This is a genomic window from Corynebacterium sp. AOP36-E1-14, assembly GCF_052377495.1.
Taxonomy (GTDB): domain Bacteria; phylum Actinomycetota; class Actinomycetes; order Mycobacteriales; family Mycobacteriaceae; genus Corynebacterium.
The window spans coordinates 87,510-108,038 of record NZ_JBQSWV010000007.1; the positions used below are offsets into that span (position 1 = coordinate 87,510).

At 70.4% G+C, this 20,529-nt stretch carries 14 protein-coding genes; 10 read left to right on the forward strand and 4 right to left on the reverse strand.

Translation table 11 applies throughout. The features are described 5' to 3' along the window. The first annotated feature begins 226 nt into the window (after nt 1-226). Nucleotides 227-3,865, forward strand: a complete 3,639-nt coding sequence (locus ACT3TD_RS05160; protein WP_444614811.1) for a bifunctional proline dehydrogenase/L-glutamate gamma-semialdehyde dehydrogenase — start codon at nt 227-229, stop codon at nt 3,863-3,865. A 71-nt stretch (nt 3,866-3,936) separates the two neighbouring features. Beyond that, nucleotides 3,937-4,662 carry a DsbA family oxidoreductase gene (locus ACT3TD_RS05165; RefSeq protein WP_301442428.1) on the forward strand — a complete coding sequence of 242 codons (726 nt, stop codon included), beginning with the start codon at nt 3,937-3,939 and terminating at the stop codon, nt 4,660-4,662. Here ACT3TD_RS05165 and ACT3TD_RS05170 read toward each other — a convergent pair. Then, the gene (locus ACT3TD_RS05170; protein WP_301442427.1) at nt 4,659-6,329 is read right to left on the reverse strand and encodes an MFS transporter; all 1,671 of its coding nucleotides are present in this window, start codon (nt 6,327-6,329) and stop codon (nt 4,659-4,661) included. The two genes, ACT3TD_RS05165 and ACT3TD_RS05170, sit on opposite strands and share 4 nt — an antisense overlap. 297 nt (nt 6,330-6,626) lie before the next feature. Between ACT3TD_RS05170 and ACT3TD_RS05175 the strand changes: the two genes are divergently transcribed. From ACT3TD_RS05175 to ACT3TD_RS05190, 4 genes are read left to right on the forward strand one after another with little or no spacing between them, the layout of a single operon-like run. Continuing rightward, nucleotides 6,627-8,150: a sugar transferase gene (locus tag ACT3TD_RS05175; RefSeq protein WP_301442993.1), complete on the forward strand. Its 1,524-nt coding sequence runs from the start codon at nt 6,627-6,629 to the stop codon at nt 8,148-8,150. Then, nucleotides 8,151-9,266: a glycosyltransferase gene (locus ACT3TD_RS05180; protein WP_301442992.1), complete on the forward strand. Its 1,116-nt coding sequence runs from the start codon at nt 8,151-8,153 to the stop codon at nt 9,264-9,266. Beyond that, complete coding sequence (locus ACT3TD_RS05185) at nt 9,238-12,018, forward strand: polysaccharide biosynthesis tyrosine autokinase (protein WP_301442991.1); 2,781 nt, start codon at nt 9,238-9,240, stop codon at nt 12,016-12,018. Before ACT3TD_RS05180 ends, ACT3TD_RS05185 begins: the two co-directional genes overlap by 29 nt. Nucleotides 12,019-12,077: 59 nt before the next feature. Next, nucleotides 12,078-13,250 (forward strand): hypothetical protein, encoded by a 1,173-nt coding sequence (locus ACT3TD_RS05190; protein WP_301442990.1) that lies wholly within the window; start codon nt 12,078-12,080, stop codon nt 13,248-13,250. A gap of 96 nt (nt 13,251-13,346) precedes the next feature. Here the strand turns inward: ACT3TD_RS05190 and ACT3TD_RS05195 are convergent, their stop codons facing one another. The 3 genes from ACT3TD_RS05195 to ACT3TD_RS05205 form a co-directional block, all read right to left on the reverse strand. After that, entirely contained in the window at nt 13,347-14,279 is a 933-nt protein-coding gene (locus ACT3TD_RS05195; protein WP_301442989.1) for a nitroreductase family protein, read from the reverse strand. A gap of 70 nt (nt 14,280-14,349) precedes the next feature. Beyond that, nucleotides 14,350-15,723: a polysaccharide pyruvyl transferase family protein gene (locus tag ACT3TD_RS05200; RefSeq protein WP_301442988.1), complete on the reverse strand. Its 1,374-nt coding sequence runs from the start codon at nt 15,721-15,723 to the stop codon at nt 14,350-14,352. Further along, the gene (locus tag ACT3TD_RS05205; RefSeq protein WP_301442987.1) at nt 15,720-16,982 is read right to left on the reverse strand and encodes a glycosyltransferase family 4 protein; all 1,263 of its coding nucleotides are present in this window, start codon (nt 16,980-16,982) and stop codon (nt 15,720-15,722) included. Before ACT3TD_RS05205 ends, ACT3TD_RS05200 begins: the two co-directional genes overlap by 4 nt. 180 nt (nt 16,983-17,162) lie before the next feature. Between ACT3TD_RS05205 and ACT3TD_RS05210 the strand changes: the two genes are divergently transcribed. From ACT3TD_RS05210 to ACT3TD_RS05225, 4 genes are read left to right on the forward strand one after another with little or no spacing between them, the layout of a single operon-like run. Further along, nucleotides 17,163-18,239, forward strand: a complete 1,077-nt coding sequence (locus ACT3TD_RS05210; RefSeq protein ID WP_441579114.1) for an acyltransferase family protein — start codon at nt 17,163-17,165, stop codon at nt 18,237-18,239. Next, a complete protein-coding gene (locus tag ACT3TD_RS05215) occupies nt 18,236-18,745 on the forward strand; it encodes an arsenate reductase/protein-tyrosine-phosphatase family protein (protein WP_441579113.1) in 510 nt (169 codons plus the stop codon). Before ACT3TD_RS05210 ends, ACT3TD_RS05215 begins: the two co-directional genes overlap by 4 nt. A 47-nt stretch (nt 18,746-18,792) precedes the next feature. Next, on the forward strand, nt 18,793-19,920 hold the full coding sequence (locus tag ACT3TD_RS05220) for an acyltransferase family protein (protein ID WP_441579112.1): 1,128 nt from the start codon (nt 18,793-18,795) through the stop codon (nt 19,918-19,920). Further along, entirely contained in the window at nt 19,921-20,508 is a 588-nt protein-coding gene (locus ACT3TD_RS05225) for a hypothetical protein (RefSeq protein WP_301444291.1), read from the forward strand. Nucleotides 20,509-20,529 lie beyond the last annotated feature (21 nt).

Consider the following 20,529-nt stretch of genomic DNA (forward strand, 5'->3'; position numbering starts at 1 on the left):
GTGGTGGGGACGGTGGGTACGCCTCGGGGGGGATTTCTACGGCCATAAGCACAGGGTGCCACATTCCCGTACCCGTTTACCGATTTTTGACTCAAAGTGTGGCCGTGTCCGGAACTGCCCCTGTCTGTGATGCGGGCGATACGCGGATACTCGGCCAGTATCAGTGACATTGGCGGCAGGCACCCCTAACCGCATCGATCAAGAACGCTTCCGAGGAGGACACCCCATGACGACCGCGAACCCCGCGTCCGGCAAGGAGAAGAAGAACACAACCACGGCCCCGGTCGAGGTCAAGCCCTCGGCACAGGACGCCGGCACCACCTCCGCCGTCTCCACCGAGCACCTCGCCCCCCTCGCCGACGCCGCGGTCGCCAAGGTCACCGCCTGGCTCAACGCCAGCCGGAAGTCCGACGTGAAGCCGAACCCCTCGGCCGAGCGGCTGTCCGCCGTCCTCTCCGACCCCAACGGCCTCGACTTCACCGTCGGCTTCGTCGACCGGGTCGTGCGTACCGAGGACCAGCACGCCGCCGGCCGCGCCCTCGCCGAGCTCGGCTCGATCATGCCGGACACCCTCAGCACCCTCGACAAGGCGCAGATCAAGATGGGTTCCGCTCTCGCCCCGGTCATCCCGCAGATCGTGGTCCCCGCCGCACGTCAGCGCATCCGCTCCATGGTCGGCCACATGATCGTCGACGCCCGGGACAAGAAGTTCGGCAAGGCCGTCGCCGAGCTCACCTCCGGTGGCCACCGCCTGAACATCAACCTCCTCGGTGAGGCCGTCCTCGGCGAGGCCGAGGCCGACAACCACCTCGAGGAGACCCGCCGCCTGCTGGCCCGCCCGGACGTGGACTACGTCTCGATCAAGGCGTCCTCCATCGCCTCGCGCATCAGCCTCTGGGGCTTCGAGGGCACCGTCGACTACATCGTCGAGCGCCTCACCCCGCTCTACGTCGAGGCCGCCCGCGCGCCGAAGGGCTCCAAGTTCATCAACCTGGACATGGAGGAGTACCGCGACCTCACGCTGACCATCGCCGTCTTCCGCCGCCTGCTCAGCCTGCCGGAGACCAAACACCTGGAGGCCGGCATCGTGCTGCAGGCCTACCTGCCGGACGCCCTCGGCGCGATCCAGGAGCTCTCCGCCTTCGCCGACGAGCGCGTCGCCGACGGTGGCGCCGGCATCAAGGTCCGCCTGGTCAAGGGGGCGAACCTGGCCATGGAGACCGTGCACGCCGAGGTCGCCGACTGGCCCGTCACCACCTGCGCCTCCAAGCAGGACACGGACGCCAACTACAAGCTCGTCCTCGACTGGACGATGCACCCGGAGAACATGCGCGGCCTGCGCCTGGGCGTGGCCGGCCACAACCTCTTCGACATCGCCTTCGCCCACATGCTGTCCGTCAAGCGCGGCGTCACCGACCGCGTCGAGTTCGAGATGCTTCAGGGCATGGCCACCGAGCAGGCCGAGGCCGTGAGCTCGGACGTGGGCCAGCTGCTGCTCTACGTGCCCGCCGTGCGTCCCCAGGAGTTCGACGTCGCCATCTCCTACCTGGTGCGTCGCCTCGAGGAGAACGCCGCCAGCGCGAACTTCATGTCCGGCATCTTCGACCTGGAGCCCGGCAACGAGATCTTCCGCCGCGAGGAGGCCCGCTTCCGCGCCTCCCTCGGCGACCTCTCCGAGCTGCTGTCCACCAACGGTTACACGGCCCCGCTGCCCAACCACCTGCAGGACCGTTCCGCCGAGGTCGAGCCGTCGTCCGACGAGCTCGCCGCGTCCTACGCCGACGGCGTCCTGCCCGCCTTCGACAACGAGGCCGACACCGACCCGTCACTGCCCGCCAACCAGGCGTGGGCCGCCGAGGCCATCGCGGTCTCCGCGCAGGACGGCTGGCTGGACGCCCAGACCGCGCCGACCATCGTCGCCGACGCTGAGGTCGACGCCCTGGTCACCTCCACCCGCGACGCCGCCGCCGACTGGGCCGCGACCCCGGCCACCGAGCGCGCCGCGATCCTGTACCGCACCGCCGACCTGCTCGCCGCCCGCCGCGGCCACCTGGTCTCCATCGCCGCCGCCGAGGTCGGCAAGGCCGTCTCCCAGGCCGACACCGAGATCTCCGAGGCCATCGACTTCGCCCGCTACTACGCGCACTACGCCCTGGAGCTCGAGAAGGTCGACAACGCCGCCTTCACGCCCGACAAGGTCGTGCTGGTCACCCCGCCGTGGAACTTCCCGCTGGCCATCCCCGCCGGCTCCACCTTCGCCGCGCTGGCCGCCGGTGCCGCGGTGATCCACAAGCCGTCGAAGCCGACCCCGCACTGCTCCATGGCCATCCTCGACGCCCTGTGGGACGCCGGCGTGCCGCGCGAGGTCCTGCGCGGCGTGTACCCCGCCGACCGCACGGCAGGACGCAGCCTCGTCAGCCACCCCTCGGTCGACCGCGTGATCCTCACCGGCGCCTCCGAGACCGCCGCGATGTTCGAGTCCTGGCGCCCGGAGCTGAAGATCAACGCCGAGACGTCCGGCAAGAACGGCATGATCGTCACCCCCGCCGCCGACCGCGACCTGGCCGTCGCCGACATGGTGTACTCCGCCTTCGGCCACGCCGGCCAGAAGTGCTCCGCGGCCTCCCTCGGCATCCTCGTCGGCAGCGTGTACGACTCCGAGCGTTTCCGCCGCCAGCTGGTCGACGCCGCCGCCTCGATGATCATCGACTGGCCGACCAACATGCGCGCCGACATGGGCCCGCTCACCGAGCTGCCCAGCGACAAGCTGCAGCGCGCGATGACCACCCTGGAGGACGGCGAGTCCTGGCTGCTCAAGCCGCGCCAGCTCGACGACACCGGCCGCCTGTGGTCCCCCGGCATCAAGGACGGCGTGAAGCCGGGCTCCTTCTTCCACCTCACCGAGGTCTTCGGCCCGGTCCTGGGCCTGATGAAGGCCAAGGACCTGGACGAGGCGATCACCCTGCAGAACGCCACGGACTTCGGCCTGACCGGCGGTATCCAGAGCCTCGACCCGTCCGAGGTGCGCACCTGGGTGGAGCGCATCGAGGTCGGCAACGCCTACGTGAACCGTGGCATCACCGGCGCGATCGTGCAGCGTCAGTCCTTCGGCGGCTGGAAGCAGTCCTCCGTGGGCCTGGGTTCCAAGGCCGGCGGCCCGAACTACGTGATGCTGATGGGCAGCTGGGCCGACGACACCGCCGCCGGTTCCTCCGTCTCGCCCACCGGCTCCGCCCCGGTGGACGGCTACATCGCCGAGCTGCAGCGTCGGAACACCCTGTCCGTCGCCGACGCCGCCTGGCTCGCCGCCGCCGGACGTTCCGACAACGACGCCTGGGAGGCCGAGTTCGGCACCCCGCGCGACGTCACCGGCCTGACCGCCGAGGCGAACATCTTCCGCTACCGGCCCGCGCACGTGGTGCTGCGGATCAGTGCGGACGCCCGCCCCGTCGAGGTCGCCCGCGCCGTCATCGCCGCCCACCGCACCGGTTCGCCTCTGCGCGTCGTCGTCGACCCGACCGTGGACGGCAAGGTGCAGGACGTCCTGGCCGCGTCCACCCGCCTGGGCGTCGGACACACCATGACGACCGCGGACGACGACGACTTCGCCGCGCAGCTGTCGTCGCGTGCCCTGGACGACGGTGTCGGTGCCCGCGTGCGTGTCATCGGCACCCGCAACCCGGAGACCCTCTCCACGCTGGCCGACCGTCCCGAGGTGTGCCTGCTCAACGACGAGGTCACCGCCTCGGGCCGCGTCGAGCTGCGCCTGTGGCTCAAGGAGCAGGCCGTGTCCATGACGCTGCACCGCTTCGGTAACCCGAGCACCGAGTTCCACGCCCTGGCCGACGAGGTCCGCCGCGGGTAGGAGCGCTGGAGCGCGCTGCACGGCACTGCCGTACACGGAATAGCCAGGGGCAGGCCCACGTTGCACCGGATGTGAACATCGACATCTGGTCCGACGTGGCCTGCCCCTGGTGCTACATCGGCAAACGCCGTTTCGAGACGGCCCTCGCCGCCTTCCCCCACCGCGACGAGATCACCGTGGCCTGGCACTCCTACCAGCTCGACCCGACGCTGCCGGAGCACGACGACCGCTCGGAGGCCGAGTACCTCGCGGCGTCCAAGGGGATGCCGATCGATCAGGTCCGCCAGATGTTCGGCCACGTCGCCGAACAGGCCGCCGCAGAGGGGCTGGACTACGACTTCGACTCGCTGGTGGTCGCCAACTCCCTGCGCGCCCACCAGCTGATCCAGCTGGCGAAGGAGCACGGCGGGGAAACCACGGACACAGTGGACACCGTGGAGGAGGCCCTGTTCCGCGCCCACTTCGTCGACGGTGAGGACATCGGGGCGTCGGACGTCCTGGTGCGTATCGGTGTCGCCGCGGGTCTGGACGCCGACGTGGTCACCGCCGAGCTGCAGGACGGCACGCGGATCCCCGCGGTGCAGGAGGACGTCCGGCATGCGGCGTCCCTCGGCCTGAACTCGGTGCCCACGTTCGTGCTCGACATGAAGCTCGCGGTACCCGGCGCGCAGCCGGTGGAGGTCTTCACCCGGGCGCTCGAGCAGCAGTGGGCGGCGTCCCACCCCGCCCCGACGATCGCGACCGTCCCGGGGGTGCAGGACGAGGCGTCCTGCGGGCCGGACGGCTGCCAGCTCTAGGAGCCGGCGCGCCCCGTGCCGTCCTTGCCGCGGATGAAGATCAGGCTGGCGAGGGCGCCGACGACCGCCAGGATCGCGGCGATGATGAAGATGCCGTGCAGCCCGTCGATGAAGAAGCCGAGGGTCTCGTGGGCGAAGGCCTGCGACTGCCGGCCGATCTCCTGGAAGAGGCCACCCTCCGCGGCGTCGCGCAGCCGGTCCTCCATGGCCGGGGGCATGCCGGGCGGGAACTGCATGCCGTCGATGCCGGTGTTGACCTTGTTGGACAGGTACGCCCCGTACACCGCCACACCGAAGGCGGTGCCCAGCGGCAGGGCGGTGTTCGCCAGGCCGGTGGCCATGCCCGTGCGTCCGGACGGCACGACCGCCACCGCCAGGGACATCACGTGCGGCAGCATCAGTCCGGTGCCCGCGCCGAGCACCAGGTACATCGGCAGCAGGTCGGCCCACCCGGAGTCGACGTCCATCACCAGTCCCAGCATCAGTCCGCCGGCGACGATCAGCATGCCCGCCGCCTGGACCACGCGGACGGGAACCCACCGCACCAGGGCGATGCCCACCGCGGAGAACACGACCATCGGCACGGCCAGCGCGCTGGAGACGTAGCCGATCTCCAGGGCGGAGAGTTCGAGCTGCCCGGCGAGCCACAGGATGATGAAGGGCATCATGCCGAAGCTGAACATGCGTGAGGCGAAGGCGTTGAAGGTGACGGTGGCGAAGGAGGGGATGCGGAAGAGGCGGAAGTCGACCATCGCCCGGTCACCCTTGGACAGTTCGAACAGGACCAGCGCGGCGAAGAGCAGCACGCCGGCGGCCAGGGAGGCGATGATGATCTCGCTGGTCCAGCCCTGCTCCTGGCCGTCGATGATGCCGTAGTTCACCAGCACCAGCGACACGACGATCAGGATCACCGCCCACACCGAGATCCGCGGGACGCCGGACGCACCGGGCGCACCGGACGCACCGGACGACGCAGCCGCCGCACCGGCGGCGCGGCGTGCGTCGCGCTCCTCGCGGTGCAGGTCGGGGATGAACAGCAGGGTCGCGAGCATCACGAAGATGCCGATGGGGATGTTGATCGCGAAGATCCACTCCCAGGTCCCGGTCTCCACCAGGGCGCCACCGACCAGCGGGCCGAAGGCGCTCGCCGCACCGCCGATGCCCATCATCGCCGCCACCGAACGCGTGCGTTTCGCCGAGGAGTCCGGGTCCGCCGGGTCGAAGGCGTCCGCCAGCAGCGGGGTGCAGGTGCCGAACACCAGGGCACCGCCGGCACCCTGCAGGGCGCGGAAGGCGATGATGCCGGCCTCCGAGCCGGTCGTCACGCAGCCGATCGAGGCGGCGAGGAACAGGACGTGGCCGATGAGGAAGATACGTCGGCGTCCGACGATGTCCGACAGGCTCGCCGCCGCCAGCAGCAGGGAGGCGAAGGTGAGGCTGTAGGCGTTGATGACCCACTGCGCCCCGGAGAGCGAGAGCCCCAGGTCCGCGCTGATCGAGGGCAACGCGACGAGCACGATCGTGATGTCGATGGTCATCATCACCGTCGACAGGGCGGCGACGGTGAGGCTCCACCCCACGGGGCGCGGCGACGGCAACCGGTGCCGACCACCCGCACCCGCCTGGCGGGGGTTGGCCCGCGGGGGAGCCGGCGAGTTCGAAGTCATGCTCCAACTGTATCGGAGGTGAAATGGCCACCCCTGCATATCCGCCCCCAATCCACTCCGGTAGCCAGGCGCGGCATTAGTGGTTAGCATGACCCACAAGCGACAGACACCACTCTCCGACCTCTCCCGGCCCTCTCCCCGGCCTCTCCCTTCTCCCCTCTCCGCCCTCCAACCTCCACACACCCCTCACCCCTCCCCTCTCCACGCGCCCGTCACCACCATGCGGGCTGAACAAGGTGATTCACCGTGATCCTCGGAAAAGCATCAACTGACCCCTCACCCCCCACCACGAGCTCCGTGGCCACGCGCCCGACAGGCACCAGTGTCCAGCGCATCTCCCAGGCCCGGGAGCGCCGCCAGGACCGCCACCTGCAGCGCAAGTGGTTCTTCATCGTCTCGGACGCGATGGCGCTGTTCGCCGCCACGTTCATCGCCAACGCGGTGAGCCTCTACCTGTGGAAGCCCCTGGGCTGGGCACTGGTGGAGGAGGTCTTCTCCCTGCGCAGCCTGGGGATGACCTTCCTGCTGACGATGTGCTGGGTCGCCGCGATCACCGTGTGCCGTGGCTACAGCCACCAGGCGAGGGCGTTCCCCACCATCGGACGCGAGCTCGTGATCAAGGGGTCCCTGTGCTACTTCGCGGCACTGGCCTGCGTGGACGCCCTGTCGTCCTACGGCCTGTTCCGCCAGTTCGCCCTGCTGGCCCTGCCCACCGGGCTGGTGCTGATGGTCATCACCCGCAACCTGTCGCGCCGCTACACCTCCCGGTTCCGCACGGACCTGCAGCGTCAGTTCCTGGTGATCGGCAACGTCGCCGACATCAACAAGCTGCTGACCACCTCCTGGCACGAGAACAACACCACCGACGACACCGCCGCCGGACGCCCGGGCTGGATCCACGCGATCCTGGTCACCGACCCGCACAACCAGCACCTGCTGGCCGACACCGGCGACGTTCCGCTCAACTCGATCTGTATCGACGAGTCCTTCTCCAACGAGGACTTCGTGGCCACCGCCGCCGGCTACAACTGCGACGCGGTGTGGGTCGCCTCCCTGGCGGAGTTCGGCCACCGCAACCTGCGCCGCCTGTCCTGGCACCTGGACCGGCTGAACATGCGCCTGTACCTCGACCCGATGATCGAGGGCATCGCCGGCACCCGCCTGAACGTGGTCCCCTTCGGTCCCAGCCACACCCTGTACGTGGACCGTCCCCGCTTCAACGCGGCCAACGGGCTGGCCAAGCGCTTCTTCGACGTCGCGGTCTCCGCGTTCGCCCTGGTCGCCGTCTCGCCGATCCTGGCGATCACCGCCCTGGCCATCAAGCTGGAGGACGGCGGCCCGGTGTTCTACGTCAGCGACCGCATCGGCTACCACGGCCGCTCGTTCCGGATCTACAAGTTCCGCAGCATGCACACCGACGCCGACGAGCGCCTGCAGAAGCTGCGCGACGACGTCGGCGCCGACGGCCTGTTCAAGATGAAGGACGACCCGCGCGTCACCAAGGTGGGCAAGTTCATCCGCAAGACCAGCATCGACGAGCTCCCCCAGTTCGCCAACTCCCTGTTCGGCACGATGAGCGTGGTCGGCCCGCGCCCGCACCTGCAGCACGAGGTGGACGCCTTCGGCGACGACATGCGCATGCGCATGGAGGTCCGCCCGGGCATCACCGGCCTGTGGCAGGTCTCCGGACGTTCCGACCTGACCCCCACCCAGGCCGAGAAGCTGGACCTCTACTACGTGGACAACTGGTCGCTGTCGCTGGACGTGCGCACGATCCTGCAGACCGTCCAGGCCGTGCTGCTGTCGCGGGGTGCGTACTAGATGACCACGATCCTGCACGTCACCGACTGTTTCGACGGTGGGGTGGCCACCGCGGTCAACCAGTACGCGCGGCTGACCCCGGAGTACCGCCACGTGCTGCTGGCCAACAACTCCCGCAGCACCGCCCCCACCGCAGGACGCACCCCTGGCGCGTTCAGCGCCGACGAGACGCTGCCGGGCTCACCCGCCGCCGCGGTCACCGCGGTGCGCCGCGCCGCGGACGCCCACCGGGCGGACGTGGTGCACGCCCACTCCAGCTTCGCCGGCGCCTACACCCGCGTGGCACGGTCCTTCGACCTGGTCACGCCGGGGCGTCCGGCACGTCCGGTGGTCTACACCCCGCACAGCTTCGCCTTCGAGCGCGCGGACATCCCCGCCTGGAAGCGCGGCGCCTTCCGCGCCATGGAGCGCTCCCTGCACCCGCTGACCACCGTCGGCGCGTCCTGCGCGCAGTGGGAGGGTGAGCTGATGGTCGGCCTGGGACGCACCCCTGTCGTGGTGGTGCCGAACGCCCTGATGGACGACCACCCGGCGGTGCCGGGCAGCTGGTCGCCACCGCAGGACGGTGCCGCCCCCGTCGTCGGCGTGGTCTCCCGGGTCACCCCGCAACGCGACCCGGCGTTCTTCGCCGAGACCGCCCGCCGCATCCGGCGGCGCATCCCGGACGCCCGGTTCGTGTGGATCGGCGACGGCGACGGCAAGGACGCCTCCCTGGTGGACGTCCTGACCGACGCCGGGGTGGAGGTCACCGGCTGGCTCTCCGGCGAGGAACTGCGCCGCCAGGTCGCCGGACTGTCGCTGATCGTGCATACCGCACGGTGGGACGGCTTCCCGATGGCCGTGCTCGAGGCCCGGCGCATCGGCGTCCCGCTGCTGGTCCGTGACATCCCGGCGCTGCGGGAGTGCCCCGCCACCGCCCGGTTCGACTCCCCCGACGACGCCGCGGCCAAGGCCGTGACGATCCTGCGGGAACGTTCCGACCCCTCGCACTGGGCGGGCCTGGACGAGTCCCACACCCCCGAACGCCAGCACGCGGCCCTCACCGAGGCCTACTCACTCGCACTCGAACTCACCGGAAGGAGGAGACGTGGCAGAACCCGACAGCCCAGCAGCTGAACCGGCCGGCACGGGCCGCCGGTCACCGCTGGAGTCGCCCCTGCTCGTCGCCGTCCTGCTCGGGGCGGTGGCGGTCGTCGTCGGGCTCGTGGCCCGCGCCACGATCACCGGACGCTTCGGCGGCTTCGGCAACGACGCCGGCACCATCCGCGAGATCATGACCTCCCCGTTCAGCGCCATGGACCTGGGTTACGGCTCCTACTCGGTGATCGCCCACTTCTACGGCGCCCTCGGCATGGAGGACGCCCCGACCGCCGCCTCCGTGTTCGGCGCGGTCATCGGCTCCACCGCGCTGGGCATCGTCCTGGTGCGCGTCGGCGGGGTGCACGCAGGGCGGATCTCCCTGGTCCTGGCCCTGGCCACCCCGGTGCTCATCGGTCTGTACCAGGCGACCTACACCAAGGAGATCCTGATCTCCCTGGGCATGATCGCCATCGTGCTGATGCCGATGAACCTGCTCGGCGAGATCGTGGTCGTCGCCGCACTGGCGCTGCTCGGCACCGAGTACCGCACCTACTGGTCGATCGTCGCGGTCGTCTACGTGGTGCTGCGCCTGCTGCTCGCCCGCCGCACCTCACTGCAGGGACGCCGGATCTCCACCACCCCGTGGCGGGTCGTGCGCATCCTCGCACTCCTCGGCGCGCTCGCCGGGCTGGCCGTGTGGATCGGCACCGGTGAACCCGCCGACTACTTCCGCACCGCCGTGAACGAGGGCGAGGCCCGCCAGGCGGTGACCGGGTCGATCATCACCCGGTTCATCGAACTCCCCGAACCGCTCGGCGGCATGGTCAACGTGGTGCTGACCATCCTGTTCTTCATCGTGCCGCTGCCGCTGGCGGCGAAGTTCTCCCCCTACTACCTGGTCATCGGCATCGTGTTCGCCGCGATCTGGGTCAGCGCGGTGTACGCCGCGTCCGCCGCCGCACGCGCCGGCGCCACCCCGGCCGACCGGGCCCGGATCCCGCGACGGCACCGACGGATGATGGCCCGCTTCGCCGCGGTGCCGCTGTCCTTCCTCGTCGTCCAGGGCCTGTTCGAACCCGACTGGGGTTCGGCCCTGCGGCACGCCACCCCGATGGTGCCCCTGATCGTGGGCGCCGTCGCCCTCAACGAACGTTACAGACCGAAAACAGAACCGACAGACACGACCGAACCGACAGACAAGAAAAGGACCCTCTCCATGACAGCCTCCACCACCTCACAGGAGACGTCCGGCGCCTCCGGGCAGAATTACCTCGCCACCTACCTGGGTTACCTGCGCAAGTCCTTCTGGATGCTCCTCGTCGGAGCACTCGTCGGCGGTCTCATCGGCTGGGGCGCCTCCGCACTGATGACGAAGGACTACACCGCCACCTCGCAGCTCTACGTCGGCGCCGCCAACACCGGGAACTCCGCCGACGCCTACCGCGGCACCCTGCTGAGCCAGAGCCAGGTCGGCACCTACGCCGAGATCGCCACCAGCCGTGCCCTCGGCGAGCGTGTCGCCGAGGACCTCGGCCTGGACCAGTCCCCCGCCGAGGTGGCCTCGATGCTCACCGCCGGTGCCAACCGCGACACGGTGATCCTCAACATCAACGCCGTCGCCACCGACGCCGGGCTGGCACGGGACGTCGCCAACTCCGCCGCGACCGAGCTGACCAGCATGGTCGCCGAGCTCAACACCACCGCCTCCCCCGGCGGTGAGTCCAGCGCCCCGCAGCTCGCGCCGCTGAACGACGCCCTCACCCCGGACGCCCCGTCCTCCCCCAAGACGCTGCAGAACGCCGGCATCGGCATCCTCATCGGCCTGGTCGTCGGCCTGGCCGCCGCGATCATCCGCGGCATGACGGACCGCCGCATCCGCGACCAGCACGCGATCACCGACATCGTCGGTGCACCGTCCGTCGGCTCGATCAGCACCAGCGACAACCTCTCCGGCGGCGGAGCCAACAACAGCACCGAGACCGCCGGCTCGCACGTCCTGGACTTCTCCGCCGCCCCGGTCATCGCCGCCGAGCAGTTCCGCGAGCTGCGCACCAACCTGCGCTTCCTCGACGTGGACAACCCCCCGACCGTCATCGCCGTGACCAGCGGCATGCCCGGCGAGGGCAAGTCCACCCTGGCCACCAACCTGGCGCTGGCCCTGGCCGACGACGGCGAGCGTGTCTGCCTCGTGGACGCCGACCTGCGTCGTCCCCGCGTCGCCGACTACCTCGACGGTGACCTGCAGTCCGAGGTCGGCCTGTCCACGGTGCTCTCCGGTGCCGCCGACGTCGACGACATCGTGCAGGACTCCGGACGCGACAGCCTGTCGGTGATCACCTCCGGCCCGCAGCCGCCGAACCCGGCGGAGCTGCTCGGCTCCCAGCGCTTCCGCGACCTACTCGCCGAGCTGGACTCCCGCTACGACTACGTCGTGGTGGACGCCTCCCCGGTCATCCCGGTCACCGACGCCGCCCTGGTCGCCTCCGCGGCCGACGGCATCATCCTGGCCGTGCGCCACGGCAACACCACCGTGGACCAGCTCACCCGCACGACCACCAACCTGAACCAGGTCAGTGCCCACATCCTGGGCACCGTGTTCACCATGACCCCGAAGTCCGAGGGCAAGGGCTACTACCGCAACGGCTACGGTTACGGCTACGGCAACACCGCCCGCGCGGTGAGCTCGGCGAAGAAGACGAGCAGCACGAACGCCGGCTCCACCGGTTCCACCGGCCCGAGCAGCGTGAGCGACGCCACCGCCAGGGAAACGGTGGGAGCGGACCGCTGACCTCCCCCGCACCCGAGGAAACCGGTCGTTCTCACGGCCGGTTTTCGTCGTTGTTACGCATGGGCCCCGCCCTGTTCGGCCAGGGCCTGAACTTCCTGGCGATGCTGCTGCCCATCATCGGGCAGGAGACCGGCCAGCTGGCCTACCTCATGCTGCCGCTGGCGCTCGCCACCGTGCTGTCGCGCACCTCCATCCTGGGTTTCCACAGCCGCTACCTCACGGTCTCGACCGGCTCGCGGGACGCGGCGACGTCCCTGTCGCTGTTGTCGATGCTCGTCGTCACCGTGGTCCTCGTGGTCGTCGGCCTGGTGGCCGACCTGGTGTTCACCCCGGACACCCACACCGTGGCGGTGCTCACCGGCTGGTCCACGATGCTGCTGCTCACCAACGGGTTGTACGTGATGGCCGTGGCCGTGGCGACCCAGGAACAGCGCATGGACGTCTACTCCACCGCCCGCCTCGTCTTCGGCGTGACGAACGTGGTGGCCACCTGCGTGGTCGTCTTCGCCGTGCCCTTCCAGGCCGGGCTGATCGTGGTGGCGGGACTGAACCCGCTCGTCGCGGCCGTGCTGATCCTGTGGCGCACCCGCAACAAGCTGCTCAACGTCCTCTGGCGTGACCGTGGCTCCCTCACCGACGAGGTGCACCGGCGCTGGCTACGCGACTCCACACGCCCCACCGGCGGGGTGCTGCTGGCGGAGTTCGGCTTCCAGTTCCAGGGGTTCATCACCCCGTTCCTGGGCCCCTACCAGGAACTGTGGGCGGTCGTCGTGCGCCTCACCGGCGGGTTCGGCACGCTGGCCCAGCAGGTCGTGGCCCCTCCCGTGGAGGCGAAGATCGCCGCGGCCGTGCGCGCCGACGACGTGGCCGGCGAGCGCTCCTGGTGCCGCAAGGCGTTGCTCATCGGCCTGGCACTCGGTGCCGCCAGTGCGGCGGTGCAGGCCGGTGCCGTGCTGTTCTCCCTGCACGGGGACGACTCGGTGACGGTCCTGTCGCTGGCCCTGGTCAGCGTGTTCTGCTTGACCTGGATGCCCTCGGCGATGTGCTCGAAGATCCCGTTGATGAAGCGGTTGAACCGGTACTACCTGGCCTGGGCGTTCGGACGCCTGGTGCTGCTGCTCCCCCTGCTGCTCCTGCGCGACACCGCCCTGCTCGTCGGCGTGGTGTCGGTGATGTCGGCGACCGCGGTCTTCCTCATGTGGACCAGCCTGCGCCCGGCCCAGCCGGAGTAGCCCCCACTCCCCGTCCCCCAGGCAGACGGCAACCCCACAGGTTGGTGCGACCATCCTGTGGGGTTGCTGCGTCGGGCCGGAAGTGGGCCAGCGGGGTTACCGGATGTTGCGCAGTTCCTCGACCGGACGGTTCGTGGACCGGGTGTGCCTGGCACCCTCGGCCGGGTAGCCGAAGGCGGCCATCGAGATGAACTCCAGGCCCTCGTCCGCGCCGATCTCCTCGCGCAGCGCGCGGGACTCCCCGGAGCGGATCGACAGGTTCAGCGCGCACGACGACACCCCCAGGCAGTGGAAGGCGAGCATCAGCTCGTCGAGGAAGATGCCGCCGTCGACCCACGCCTGGTTGCGTTCCCCTGCACCGCCGAAGGCGCGCAGGTCCACGGCGACGACGGCGAGCAGCGGGACGGTGTGCCCGAATCCGCGGTTGCCGTTCTGGTGGCGCAGCACCCGGTCGATGTCCTCGCGGGTGGAGAAGAACTGCACGCGCCAGGGCTGGCGGTTGCACACCGACGGTGCCCCGCCGGCCGCGGCGACAGCCTCGTCCACGATCGACTCGTCCACCGGACGCTGCGGGTCGAAGTTGCGCACGCTCGAGCGGCTGCGCAGCAGTTCGAGCAGTTCACCGGAGGCGCCAGCCGCCTCGGGGAGGTGGGTGACGTCGTCGGCGAGCTCGCCGCCGGCGTTCCAGCTCGTCAGGGCGTCCTGCCCGCTGGCGGCGTCGTGACGCGCCCACGTCGGGGCGTCCGAGAGGCGTCCGACGCCCTTGGCCAGACGCGGCACCAGGTCGCTGCCGAAGGGTTGCTTGGGGGCGGGCAGCGCCAGGGCCTTCTCCACGCGGTGGGTGTCCTTGAGAACCTGGTAGCCGATCACGCCGGGGTCGCCGGAGTCCAGCGCGACGCCGTTGGAGCACTTGCCGTACCTGATGAACCGCACGGTGTCCGACGCACTGTCGGCCACCGTCCTGGCCAGGTCGCGGGCGTAGACGAGGCGGCTGCGCACGGCGGGCGGGAGGGAGTCTTTGTTGATCATGGCCGGAGACCTTTCGGAGAAAAAGGGGTGGACGTCGGTGAGGGGTGTGCTGAGGGGTGTGCTGGGAGGGTCAGGCGAAGTTGAGTTCGGCCTTCGCCGTCATCGTGGCCAGCCCGGTGGACAGGGCGTCGGTGTCGCGGGCCACGGCCCGGGCGGTGTCGACCATGGCGACCAGCCGGTCGGCGGTGGTCTCGGCGGGGGCGAGCACGCAGTCGGACAGCCCGAACTCGCGCATCAGGCCCTCGACCTTGCCCTGGGTGTCGAAGAGCACGCAGGGCCGGCCGCTGGACAGCGTCAGGATGCCCAGGTGCATGCGCGCGGAGACCACCACGTCGGCGTGGGTGACGATGCCGAGCACCTCCGCCGGGCTGAGCAGCCGGTCGGCGAGTGTCACGTACGGTGCGGTGGCGGCGTCCTGCAGTCGGTCGTGGACCTGCCGGCAGGCGTCGAGGTCGTCGTCGCCGGCGCGCACCACGTGCGGCACCAGCACCACCGACCAGTCGCGGGCGACGAGGCGGCGCACGGTCTCCGCCATCTCGTCGAGGTAGGTCTGCGCGCCGCCCGACCTGGACAGTCGCTTGAGCACGAGGCCGGAGACGTTGACCACCGCGACGCGGCGGGCGTCGTCCTGCTGCCGCCCTGCCCAGTCGCCGAAGGGGGTGGACGCCGCGTCGATGCGGTGGGTGAACACGATGTCGGCGGCCAGACCGACACCACCGATGCCCGCGCCGCCCATGCGTTCGCGCGACACCGCGTCGCGGGCGAAGAGCTGGACGTCCTGGTCGAGGTCGCGGAAGCGCTGCAGGACGTAGGGGTCGGGGTGGGCCGACCAGCTGAAGCCGAGCACACGGCAGTCCAGCCCGGCGCGCGCGCCGAGCTCCAGGGCGAGCAGACGCAGTGCGGCCTCGCGTCCCTGGTAGCCGCCGTCCATGACGTCGGCGCCGATGACGGTGAGGCTGCGTGCCGTGGGGAAGTAGCTGGTCAGCCGGCGGCGGGCGAGCCCGGCGGTGAGCAGGTTGCCGTCGGTCAGGGCGGGCAGCTCCACCAGGGTCACCCGGTCGGCGTAGACGGGCGGGACGGTGAAGGCGTCGGCGGAGGGGACGACGGCGATGATGCGGCCGCCCGACGTCGCGCCGAGCTTGCCCAGTTTGCCCAACGCTGCCTCGAACATGGCCTGGTCACCGATGTTGCCGTTGCCGACGGTGGTGACCAGCAGGTCGACGGGGCGGGTGGCCGCGGCGCGGCGTCCTGCACTCCCGCGTCCTGTGGTGCCACGTCCTGTGGTGCCACGTCCGGCGAGCGTCAGGGACGCGCGGCGTTCCAGCGCCATCAACCGGTCCACGGAGGACGCCCGGTGGGCCACGGCGCGGGCGATCTCGGCCGGGGTGTGCTCGCTCAGGACGGTACGGACGGTGTTCACGGGTGAGCTCACGAGAGAGGTCACGGGCGCACCTCCTGCTTGTCCTGTGCGCCTTCTGCAGCACCGGCTGCGCCTTCTGCGTAGGCGGCGTCCCCGGCGCGGATCAGTTCCGCCAGGTCCGACCAGTCGGGCTGCTCGGCGACGCGGCGGATCGCCCCGGCGGAGAGCTCCCGGTAGCGCTGCGGGTCGCGCAGCAGCGACTCCACGGCATCGGCCACGGCCTCCGGGGAGGCGGATTCTGCGACCACGCCGAAGCCCTCGACCTGGTCGGGGATCGCGCCGACGGGCGTCCCCACGCACGGCACCGCGTGGGCCAGTGCCAGGGTCACCGGGCCGGACTGGCTGGCCTCGGTGTAGGGCAGCAGCATGATGTCGAAACCACGCACCACCTCGGTGACCTCGTCCTCCGGGATCCACCGGTTGTCCCAGGTGGCCTGTTGCCCCAGCGGGGTCTCGCGCAGGCGCTCCTCCGGGCCGGAGCCGATGATGTGCAGTTCGCAGGACGGTGCGTCCCGCCCGCGCAGGATCTCCATCGCCTCGAGTGCGACGTCGATGCCCTTGTACTTCTGCAGCCGGCCGAACAGGCCGATGACCGGCACCCCGCCGGGCAGGCCCGCCGGCGGCAGCTCGCGCGGCGTGGTCGCGGCGTCCTGCAGGTCGAACGGCGGGTGGCTGCCGGTGGAGACCGGCACGTCCACCTGCCCGGCGAGCACGTCGGTGACCGCCGAGGAGAAGGTGACGACGCGGTCGGCGCGGCGCAGTTCATTGCGCCGGCCCACCGCCTGGACCACGTTGCCCTCGCCCGGGTGGGCGGAACCGTCGTGGATGCAGGCCACGTACTCCACGTCGCGCGGGATGAGCAGCGGCAGGGCGAGCGACTGGTAGACGCTCTCCATCACGCAGACCACCCGTTCGATCCGGTGTGAACGGATCCACCGGCGCAGACGCACCGCGTTGAGCAGCAGCCGGGGAAGCCCGAGGACCACCCCGGCGGTGGAGTTGTAGGTGGGCACCGGGAACGCCGGCACACCGCCGCGGGCCTGCGCGGCGAACCGCGGTGCGATCTCCGCGTCGGGGTTGTAGGAGAGGAAGGACGCTGGGGAAGGTGCCTGCGCTGATTGCGCTGACTCGTGCTCAGCGGAAGCCTGGAACGCCCTGGTGGAGTCGGTGTCGCCGTCGACGAGATCGGCGAGGAACCGGGGGCCGCCGCCTGTGCGACCCCAGTGGACCCAGAGTGTCCTGGCTTCCGACGGCAGGGTGAGGGACCTGTCGACATTGGACATGGGGCACATTGTAGGCCAGCCGCCGCACTCGTGCCCGTCACGTTGCCCGGCCACCGGTCCCTGCCTAGGATGAGGGTGACTCACCGGGGCACTCTCCCTCTCCCACTCTCTCCCTGTGCTCTCCCCCTCTCTCCCCCCTGCGCCCCGGTCACACCCCTCACACCCGTAGGACGTTCCTCGATGACCTCCAACAAGATCCGGCAGGACGCTGCCGTCGCGTCGCCACGCGGCGCGCGTGCGGCGTCCCGCAATCTCCCGGTCGACACGCTTCGCGGCGTCGCCTGCCTGTTCCTGGTGACCTTCCACGTCATCGGCTACAACGCCGCCGACGGCATCCAGGTCGGCGACGACAGCGCGCTGCGCTACTACACCGACTCCGTCGACTACCTGCGCATGCCGCTGTTCACGCTGCTCGCCGGGCTGGTGTACGCCTGGCGTCCACTCACCGACGTGTCCGGCTACCGCTCCTTCATGGGCAAGAAGGCCCGCCGGCTGCTGGTGCCCTACGTGATCTTCGTGCCCGCCATCGGGCTGACGCAGGTGTACCTGACCGGCACGAACTCCTCCCGGGACCTCGACCCGGTGCACTGGCTGCTGTACTCGCTGAGCCCCTACTGGTTCCTGCTCACCACCTTCTGGCTCTTCGCCGTGGTCGCGCTGCTGGACTCGCGCCGGCTGCTGTCCACGCGCCTCAACTTCGCCCTGCTGTTCACCGCCTCGCTGGTCGTGGTGGTGCTGACCCAGACCGAGTACTTCCGCTTCCTGCAGCTGGGCCAGACGCTGACCCTCGCCCCGTTCTTCCTCGCCGGCGTGGCGCTGACCCGCTTCTCGTTGATCCCCGCCAACCGTGCCGTCCTGGCCGGCTGCACCGTGCTGCTGGTGGTCGTGGCCGTGGCCGTGCAGTTCTCCCTGGCCGGCGCGTTCCCGGGCATCGACGGCGCCTTCGACTCCCGCCACAGCCTGGTGGGCATCGCCCTGGGTATCCTGTTCCCCCTGGTCTTCCTCGGCTGGAAACTCGCCGACCGCCGGCTGGCCTGGATCGGCGGCTACTCCTCGGGCATCTTCCTACTGCACTCCTTCGCCATCGGCGCCTGCCGCGCGGTGGCCTCGGCGGCGGGCGTGACCTCGGTCCCGGTACTGTTCGTGGCCCTGACCGTCGGCGGGGTGGGCCTGTCCATCCTGGGCGTTGTCGTGCTGCGCAAGTTCCGCGTGGGCCGGGTCGTTCTCGGCGAGAAGGCAGGAGGGACGAGACGATGAACGTGCTGTTCGTCTGCACCGGCAACATCTGCCGCTCCCCGGTGGCCGAGTACCTGCTGCGCGACGGCCTCGACCGGAACTCCGGCGTCACCGTGACCAGCGCCGGAACGTCCGGCATGACCGGCTACCCGATGGACCCGCGCTCCCTGGAGTACCTCGCCGGGCGCGGCGTGGACGGTTCCGGCTTCACCGCCCGGCGCGTCGACCGGCACGTGCTGAAGGACGCCGACCTGGTCGTCGGCCTGGAGAAGTCCCACGTGGACCACTGCCTGCGCCTCGCCCCGGCGATGCTCAAGCGCACCTTCCGGCTGCACCAGCTCGCCGAGTGGCACCGCGGCGGCGAGCTGACGTCCCTGACCCAGCTCCCCCACCAGCGCAACCGGCTGCCGCGGGTGACCCACGACCACACCGACCCGGTGGGTTTCTCCTCCACCGGGGACTACGACCGTCTGCTCGACGACGTCGCCGCCGACGTCAGCGCCGTCGTCGACCTCCTCTCCCACTAGAACACCCCACCGACACCCCACCACCCTCTCCCCCGCTAGGAGCCCCCATGCCGCCCCTCACACGGCTCACCTGGATCGACACGGTCAAGGGCATCGCCGTGATCCTCGTCGTCCTCTACCACGCGGTCGCCCTCGCCGAACCGAAGTCCTGGTCCGGCGACCAGCTCTCCATGTTCACCTCCGCGCTGCTGACCGTGCGCATGCCCCTGTTCTTCGCGATGTCCGGGTTCTTCTTCCTGCGCCGGGTGGACCGGCCGTGGGCCTGGCAGCTGCGCAACCGCATCGGCCCGTTCCTGTGGCTGTTCGTCGTGTGGACGGCGGTGTGGCTGCTGGTCTTCCAGTTCCTGCCCGTCGAGCGCAACGGCGGCACGGACGTCCGCCAGTTCGTCCTGCTGTTCGTGGACCCCTCGATCGGCCCGTGGTACATCTACGCCCTGGCGATCTACTTCGTGGTGGTCAAGCTGATGCGTCCGCTGCCGGTGTGGCTGCAGTTCGTGATCGGCGCGGCGGTGTCCCTGCCGGTGGCCTGCGGTTTCCTCACGGTCGACTCGTGGGTGTGGACCTCGCTGCTCACCCACTTCATCACCTTCCAGATCGGTGCACTCGGCAACCGGGCGTTGACGTCCATGGCCGGCCGGGCGAACGTGTGGTGGCTGCTGGGACTCGGCGCGGCGTGGGGCGCCGGCACCGCGGCCCTGTTCTTCGTGGGCCTGGGGCTGGACAACCTGGCGCGTATCCCGGTGACCCTGCTGGGTATGGCGATGGGCGTGACCGCGGCGGTGCTGATCGACCGGCACGCCTCGGGCCTGCGCCTGGCGTGGGTCGGCAAGAACACCCTGCCGATCTACCTGCTGCACATCCCGCTGCTGGGCGTGTTCTACAGCGTCGACCTCGACCTGCCCTCCACCACACCGGTGGCCGTGGGTGTGCCACTGCTCGGCACCGCACTGACCGTGGTGGTCGCACTGCTGATCTGGCGGGTGATCCGCGGGATCCCCGGTGTCTTCATCGTCCCGTGGACCGGCGAGGGCGCGAACACGCGCACCGCGCGTAAGTCCCCGACTGCGCAGACCGGGCAGGACGCCCCGGCATCCGACGCTGCGTCCGACGCGGCGCCGGCGCCGCAGCGTCCTGACCGGGAGGGCAGCGGGCAGCTGCCGGTGGGGAACTCCTGAATGCCCCGCCCACGTCCCCGCACACATCTGCGCCCCCGCACCACGGGGGCCCACGCGCGTGCGGTGGGCGTCCTGCTGCTGGCGTTCCTGCTGTGCCTGTGGGGGTTCTTCGCCCTGACGAAGATCTACCTGCCGCGCCTCGACCCGCTGCCGGCGGACGTCGACGTGCTCATGCAGGTCGGCGGCGCCGCACCGTCCGATGCGCTCGCCGCCCGGCAACTCGCCCAGGAGCAGGGCATCTCCGACCTGGTGATCTCCGACCCCACCGGCGTGCAACGCTTCCACGACGCCTGGTGCGCCCCGCTGGAGGGCGTGCGCGTGCACTGCTTCGCCCCCGAGCCCTCCACCACCCGCGGGGAGGCCCGGGAGTTCGCCGACCTTGCCGAGGACAACGGCTGGGAGTCCGCCATGGTGCTGTCCACCGGGCGTGAACACGTCGAACGCGTCCGCCTGTACTTCGAACGGTGCTGGGACGGTGACCTCTCCGTGAACCGTCCCGAGAGCCCGCGCTCCGTGGTCAACCACCTCAAGCAGGCCGTCTACCAGACCGCCGGCTGGGGCCGCGCGATGAAGACCCTCGACTGCTGAAGGCCTCCCCCCACACACCCC